This is a genomic window from Pseudomonas sp. SDO524_S393 (assembly GCF_054071875.1).
On record NZ_JBSVVZ010000156.1, the window covers coordinates 1 to 1043 of the forward strand.

The 1043-nt window shown below is 59.3% G+C and carries 1 protein-coding gene; it reads left to right on the top strand.

The window, feature by feature from the left end; all coding sequences use genetic code 11:
* A partial coding sequence (locus ACW9IB_RS29450) for a ribonucleotide-diphosphate reductase subunit beta (protein WP_457416834.1) occupies positions 1–1043 on the top strand: 1043 nt, incomplete at both ends.

The following is a 1043-nucleotide window of genomic DNA, read 5'->3' on the forward strand; positions in this document are numbered from 1 at the left end:
GACTCCGCCGCCATCATCCGCGCCAAGGCCGCCCTCGACAAACTCGACATCGCCGAAGGCCTCGCCGAACTCGAAGGCGCCTCCGCCCGCGTCGCCGTCGACGAAAAGCGCATGATCAACTGCCGCGCCGACCTCAACCAACTCGTGCCGTTCAAGTACGACTGGGCCTGGCAGAAGTACCTCGACGGCTGCGCCAACCACTGGATGCCGCAAGAGGTCAACATGACCGCCGACATCGCCCTGTGGAAAAACCCCGAAGGCCTGACCGACGACGAACGCCGCATCGTCATGCGCAACCTGGGTTTCTTCTCCACCGCCGACTCGTTGGTCGCGAACAACCTGGTGCTGGCCGTGTACCGCCTGATCACCAACCCGGAGTGCCGCCAGTACATCCTGCGCCAGGCCTTCGAAGAAGCGATCCACACCCACGCCTACCAATACTGCATCGAATCCCTGGCCATGGATGAAGGCGAAATCTTCAACATGTACCACGAGATCCCATCGGTCGCTAAAAAGGCGGCCTGGGGCCTGAAATACACCCGCTCGATCTCCGATCCGAAGTTCGAAACCGGCACCGTCGAGACCGACAAGGAACTGCTGCGCAACCTGGTCGCCTACTACTGCGTGCTGGAAGGCATCTTCTTCTACTGCGGCTTCACCCAGATCCTCTCCATGGGCCGCCGCAACAAAATGACCGGCGTGGCCGAGCAGTTCCAATACATCCTGCGCGACGAGTCGATGCACCTGAACTTCGGTATCGACGTGATCAACCAGATCAAGATCGAAAACCCACACCTGTGGGATGCCGAGATGAAGGAAGAAGCGACCCAGATGATCCTGCAAGGGACTCAACTGGAGATCGAATACGCACGCGACACCATGCCGCGCGGCGTGCTGGGCATGAACGCGGCGATGATGGAGGACTACCTCAAGTTCATCGCCAACCGTCGTCTGTCGCAGATTGGCTTGAAGGAAGAGTATCCAGGGACCACCAACCCGTTCCCGTGGATGAGCGAGATCATGGACTTGAAGAAAGAGAAGAA